At 58.2% G+C, this 6,453-nt stretch carries 4 protein-coding genes and 1 pseudogene; all 5 read left to right on the top strand.

Going from position 1 to position 6,453, the window contains the following annotated elements; genetic code table 11:
* Positions 1–389: 389 nt before the first annotated feature.
* Complete coding sequence (locus PMI09_RS10225; RefSeq protein WP_007792320.1) at positions 390–2,987, top strand: bifunctional diguanylate cyclase/phosphodiesterase; 2,598 nt, start codon at positions 390–392, stop codon at positions 2,985–2,987.
* Between the two features lie 31 nt (positions 2,988–3,018).
* Positions 3,019–4,263 carry a diaminopimelate decarboxylase gene (locus PMI09_RS10220; protein WP_007792317.1) on the top strand — a complete coding sequence of 415 codons (1,245 nt, stop codon included), beginning with the start codon at positions 3,019–3,021 and terminating at the stop codon, positions 4,261–4,263.
* 12 nt (positions 4,264–4,275) lie between these two features.
* Entirely contained in the window at positions 4,276–5,256 is a 981-nt protein-coding gene (locus tag PMI09_RS10215; protein WP_007792314.1) for a DMT family transporter, read from the top strand.
* A 59-nt stretch (positions 5,257–5,315) separates the two neighbouring features.
* Positions 5,316–5,678 carry a hypothetical protein gene (locus tag PMI09_RS10210; protein ID WP_007792311.1) on the top strand — a complete coding sequence of 121 codons (363 nt, stop codon included), beginning with the start codon at positions 5,316–5,318 and terminating at the stop codon, positions 5,676–5,678.
* A 389-nt stretch (positions 5,679–6,067) separates the two neighbouring features.
* A pseudogene (locus PMI09_RS31250) lies at positions 6,068–6,453 on the top strand (hypothetical protein); the annotation flags it as partial.

Raw genomic sequence — 6,453 nt, 5'->3', positions numbered from 1 at the left:
GGCAGCGGCCGGCAGTAGCCGGTAGCGTCGAAAGGATGGTCTGGCGTCTGAATCCACCTGCAAGCGGAGTTTTGGCGACAGATCTTTTGCAACGTCGCCAGCAGATGAGATTGTGATGCGATCTTAGGACGTGCCGAAAAATGCCAGACGGCGGCGTTGGTGCTGAACCGCAGCGGGGCACGTCAGCCTAATTAAACCGGGGCACGTCACTCGTCTACGATCTGCCAGCCAGTCCGTAGCCCGGGATCGACCTGCGAGGATTATAGACCGTAGTAATTCGCATTAAATGTAAGCTTTGAATTAACCGTAGAGTTATGCAACTTCAGATTTTAACGTATCGTTTGCAGTTGAAGCATAGTGTTTATGAAACAGAACTGGGGCGGGGCGCCATGAATACAGTCAGTTTAAACAGTCAGACTCTGTCGGCAGAGACTTTCACCAGACGTATTATTTTCCCCATGGCCAGCATCGTGGTCGTCGCAATCGCGGTCGTGCTGGGTTTCGTGCTTGTATCCGCAAGCGGTCAGAACAAACTTGAGGTCGAAGCCTCGACCAAACTCGCAACCACCGCCCTTCAGGTTAAGGCAAGGGAAGTTGCCCGCAACCTCCGCGACTACGCAGTTTGGGAAGATGTATACAAGAACCTCCACGACACCGTGAACGCCGAATGGGCCGCGACCGACGGAAACGTTGGGGCGAACATTTACGAAGGTCTAGGCTACGAGATGGCCTTTGCGATCAATCCAAGCGGCAAGACCGTATACGCGGTGGTCCACGGAACGCCCCAAAAGGTCGATGCGCTTCAAGTGATGCCGCATGGCTTGAAAGATCTCCTACATGTCGCCTCGATACAGACTGATCCGGTCACAAGCATCATCAAGTCCGGGGAAGACGTGTTCATTGTCGCCGCCACCGGAATTCTTCCCCCTTCCATCGAAAGATCGACGGTTCGGCCTAGGGATCTGTCGATGCTGGTGTTTGCCAAGAAACTAGATCAGAAGTTCCTTGACCGCATCGGCCGCGACTATCTTTTAGATGGGCTGGCGATCTCGCCCACCAATCCCACCGACGCAGAGGCTTCGATCCCCTTGCTGACGCAGGACCGGGTTTACCTCGGCTCGATTACCTGGTTTCCAGCCAAGCCTGGTTACCAGTTGCTCCGCTTCATCCTGCCGCCGTTGGCAGTCGCGCTTGTTATCCTCGCCGCTTTTTCCATACTGGTGGTCCGCAATGCCCGCCGGTCCACTCGCGCTCTGGAGGAGTCGGCCAGGACAGTCGAAGCTTATGCACAGACGCTCAAGGAGAGTGAATCTCGCTTTAAGGATGTCGCGGAGGCATCCTCGGACTGGATCTGGGAGAGCGACAACGTTCTGCGGCTGGTATACTTCTCGACCCGCTTCACGGAAGTGACGGGAGTTGCGGCGGCGAGCGTCTTGGGCAAGACGCTTGAACAGTTTTTTTCCAGCGACGCCGATACCGACGGTTGGCGCCGGCTGATCGAGGAAACCAACGAGCGGACGTCATTCCGGGATCTGAGATGCTGTTATCGCGATGCAGGCGGCCAAACGCGCATCTGCCGGCTCGCAGGACGTCCCATTACAGGTGCGAGCGGTGAATTCCTCGGTTTCCGTGGTACGGCAACCGACATCACCGAGGAGGTCAAGGCACAGGAGCGCGCAACGCACCTGGCACACCATGATGCTCTGACCGGCCTGCCGAACCGCGTACTTTTCCGCGAACGGCTCAACATTGCCTTGGCGGCGAATGCCGCCGAGACATCGCGCGTTTCCATCATCTGTCTCGACCTCGATCACTTCAAAGAGATCAATGATACACTTGGGCACGGTGCCGGCGACATCCTTCTCCAGCAACTGTCGAGCAGGCTTTTGGGCTGTGTCCGTGCAAGCGACACCGTCGCCCGGCTCGGCGGCGACGAATTTGCGATCATCCAGGTCGGTGTGAACCAGCCTCTTGAATCCGAACAACTCAGCAGACGGCTTATCGAGGTTGTGAGAGCTCCATTCCAACTCGACGGCCAGGACCTTCATATCGGCGTCAGCGTTGGCATCGCGGTTGCGGATACTCGTGACAACGATCCCGAGCGGCTCCTGAAGAATGCCGACATCGCGCTCTACAGGGCAAAGCAAGCCGGCCGCGCGACCTATAGGGTTTTCGAAGCGCAGATGGACGTGGAGCTTCAAGCCCGCAAGGCGTTGGAATATGACCTGCGCCAGGCAGTCCTCAAGAACGAGCTTGAAGTTCACTACCAGCCACTCATCGATCTTGAGGCGCGTGCAGTGGCAGCGGTCGAGGCGCTAGTGCGGTGGCGCCACCCCACACGGGGTCTTGTCTCACCAGCGGAATTCATTCCACTCGCAGAGGAGACGGGCCTGATCGTCGCTATTGGCGAATGGGTTCTTGAAACAGCTTGTCTGCAGGCGCTCGAGTGGCCGCAGCTCCGGGTCGCCGTCAACCTCTCGCCTATCCAATTTCGAGGCCGTGACCTTGTCGACAGCGTAAAGGGTGTTCTTGTTCGAACGGGCCTTGATCCAGCACGTCTGGAACTGGAAATTACCGAGAGTGTCCTTATCAACGATGCCACAGCCGCGCTCGAGATATTGAACGGTCTGAAGAGCCTCGGTGTCAGGATTGCGATGGACGACTTCGGCACCGGGTATTCATCCTTGGGTTATCTCAACTCGTTTCCGTTCGACAAAATCAAAATCGACAGATCCTTCATCGGAGATATGAGCAGCAAGGATAAGTCCGGCGCGATTGTGAAGTCGGTCATCAGTCTCGGTCAGAGCTTGAACATGGTGACGACCGCCGAGGGAGTGGAGACGATCGAGCAGGCCAGCTTCCTCACCAAGGAAGGATGCGACCAACTCCAGGGATTTTATTTCAGTAAGCCCATCACAGCAACGGAACTCACCGCGTTCATCGAACGCTGGGAAGGGTCGGACATACTATCAATTGTAGCAGCCTAGCCGCAAACAGAAATCAAACAGGAAAATTGAAATGACTGCGCAAACCGCGTCTGCCGTCCTAGACGAGCCGGATTTGTCCCCGCGCCAGCTCCAGGCACGGATACAAAGTTCCATTCCATCGCTGGAGAAGGCTCGCCACACAGGTACTCCACTCGCGAGCTATCCTGACGTGAACACTATTATTGCTCAATTGCAGCCAACAGAACCGGTTTTTTGCATTTCGCCCGCGAAGTTGCGGGAGTCTGCGCAGAGCTTTCAGTCGTTTCCCGGCCGAGCGCTCTATGCGGTCAAGTGCAATCCTCACCCATTCGTGCTCGAGACCCTCTATCGCTCCGGCATTACGGATTTTGACGTCGCGTCGCTGGATGAGATCCGTCTGATCGACGGCCTGTTTGGGAAGGCTGCCGGCCAGTTTTTCAACAACCCGGCGAAAACACGGCCCGCCATACGTGCTGCAAGCGAACATCATGGCATTCGCTTCTATACCGCCGACTGTATGGAAGAGATTGAAAAGATCGTCGACGAAGCTGGCTCCAGGGACGACCTGGTGATCGCCGTCCGCCTGGCTACCCGTCCCGCTGACGCAAGGTATGTTCTCGCCACCAAGTTCGGTGCCCAGCCCAGCGACGCAGCCGAAATGTTGAAGGCCATTCACGCGCGAGGCATCAGGGCCGGGATCTCGTTCCATGTCGGCTCGCAATGTCTGGCACCCGGCGCGTTTGCCGCAGCCGTGGAACTCGCTGGAAAGATCGCGACCAAGGCGGGCGTTCCCTTGAGCGTGCTGAACGTCGGGGGCGGTTTTCCAGCACCTTATCCAGGCGACAAGATCGAGGGGCGAGAGCACTATTTCGGGAACATCGTCCGAGCGGTGCGAATGATCGAGCTGCCGCGCGGCTGCATCGTGCTTTGCGAGCCGGGCCGAAGCCTCGTGGCAACGGCGGGGACGGCAATCGTTCAGGTGGTGATGCGCCGAGGATCGAACATTTTCGTCAATGATGGCGTTTTTGGTACGTTGCAGGAGCTCGGTCACCCCAAGGAGCACCGCCCGACCCGGCTTATCAGGAACGGCACACGCTGGGCGGCCCCCAATGTCGATTTCAAGATTTATGGGCCCACCTGCGATTCGAACGATGTGCTGGGAGCACCGTTCAATCTGCCTGAAGACGTTCGCGAGGGCGACTGGATCGAAATCGGCATGATGGGTGCGTACAGCCTGTCGATGCGCACGCAGTTCAACGGCTTCTATGCCGACACCGTCGTGGCACTGGGTGAATAAAGGCAAAGCGCGATGTCTTTATTCAGCTCCAGCCGTTTGGTCGCCTCGCTGGTCGGAGCTGTGGGAGTCATCCTCTGGGCCACCGAGACGACACTCGTTACCTTCACCACGGCCATTCCGCCTCTTCAGATGGTGGCGACCGCATTTCTCTTCGCCGCCGCGATGTCGCCTTTCGTGTGGCTTGTCACAGGCAGCCACCCGCTTGCCGCATTTCGTCAACCACCCCGCGTCTGGCTGCTGGTGGTGATTTCGCTGGTGGGCTACCATGCCTGCATTTACTACGCTACGCAGAAGGCGCCCGCGGCAGCCGCGGCCCTTCTTCAGGGAACGACACCGCTTATGATCGTGCTCGGGTCTGCTTTCCTCCCGGGAGAGAGGCTCCGATGGTGGCACATTGTCGGCGCGCTGATGGGGTTGGCGGGCGTCATCAGTCTGGTAGATGCCGGCAGCAGCGAAGCGTCCTTTTCGGCGGGAGCGACCTTCTATCTCTCGCTGATCGGCGTTGCGGCGGCGCTCTGGGGGATTTATTCTGTTCTGACGAGAACACTGCCGGAAGTTCCTTCCTCGGCTCTCGGAATGTTTTACGCAGCGTCCGCCATCGTCTCATACGTCGCCCACCTGTCGTTTGAAGAGTGGGTTAGGCCCACGACGGCTGAATGGCTGGCGATGGCTGCGCTTGGCTGCTTGCCTATGGGGCTCGCCATCTATTTCTGGGACCATGGGCTGAAGAAAGGGGACATTCAGGCGCTCGGGGCCTTCTCTTATGTCGAGCCGTTTGTCGGAGCCCTTTTCGTCGCTTCATTCACAACGGCCGCGTTCGACCTATCCCTCTTATGGGCCGGAGTGCTGGTCATCGGTGGCGCTGTTATCGCCAGCACCAGCCTCTGGGCGCGAAAGGAGATCAACACAGCCGGACGTGAGAGGGAGCAGGATCATAGCGATGCAGAATCACTGAGCGAAGCTTCGATCAGCCCCCTGATCAGCCTGTCGTGATCACAAAGCCTGCGGGCCTCGTGCTCCTATAATTCGCCTGTCAGAAACTGAACCCGGCCATGGCCGAACACGCCGTCGCAATCCTCAATGGAGATGCGCACGATACCGCTGCGCTCTTCCCAATGGACGGCTTCTATTTCGACGATGCCCTTCTGGTCGCCCTGGGTCGCCACACGCTCCGGCACATGCTCCAACGCCTAAAATCAAATGAGGACGACATCCTCGTCGTTCCTATTCGACGCCCCATGAAAATAGCGCGGGCGAGCCGGCGACTGATTTCGCGCGGAACCGGATCATCAGATCATCAGATCATCATCTGCGAAGGCAATTATCTGCTGTTGCGCGAACGGCCGTGGGATCGGCTCAATGTGCTCTTCGATTTGACCGTTTTCGTCGATGTCGGAGAGGATGAATTACGTTGACGCTTGCGCGCGCCGGTGCTTTTCGGCGAGAAGACACACAGCCTCGTCCGGATCGGACGGTAGTCCCAGCGCCGCCGCCAACAACTCGAATTCGCTTTCACTGCTCATCAAAAACTCCGGCATCCGGCGCCAAGGCCGGAACATCGGCCGTGCAAGGCGCGGTGCTGTAAACAGAAGTAACGCCTCTCTCCCGCGCAACTTGCAACGCGCGACTCGTACTTTCCACCGGTATTTCCACCTATAGCGGCAGCACTCGCCGGCGACCATTTGGGCCAGTGCCCTGTCGGCGTCGCTGGGGCGGACTTTGGTGAGCCGCCGAAAGGACGATGATATTGTTTTCGTCCGAATCTTCCGCAGCAATCAAAGCCTGACCGGTCGGGCCTTCGCGTATGGTTACACGCGTCGCCGCCCCAGCGCGACGCGCGCAAGCGCCTGGTTGGCTCCCTTGCCACCCGGCAGGGGGGCTGCAGATACTCGCCCAGAACGGTGTCGCCACGGCCAGGCAACCGGTTAAGCCGGAGGATCACATCGACATTGATCGACCCGAACACAGTCACGCTGCAGGCCCATCTTTCTTGCGCGGCAACAATGCCGACGACCACGCCAAGCAGCGATTGATGCCGACCGTGCGCGATCTCATCCAGACCGCGGTGATCGCCAAGACGCGCGGTCATCAGCCGGCATCGTTACAGGTGCATGGTTCGATCGCCAACATCATGGCTTCGATGGAAGCGCTCGACTTGGTGGAGCGCCCATTCATTCAGCAGTATCAATA

The sequence above is a fragment of the Rhizobium sp. CF122 genome (genome assembly GCF_000282035.1).
Taxonomy (GTDB): domain Bacteria; phylum Pseudomonadota; class Alphaproteobacteria; order Rhizobiales; family Rhizobiaceae; genus Rhizobium.
This window is presented reverse-complemented; position numbering and strand designations above follow the sequence as displayed.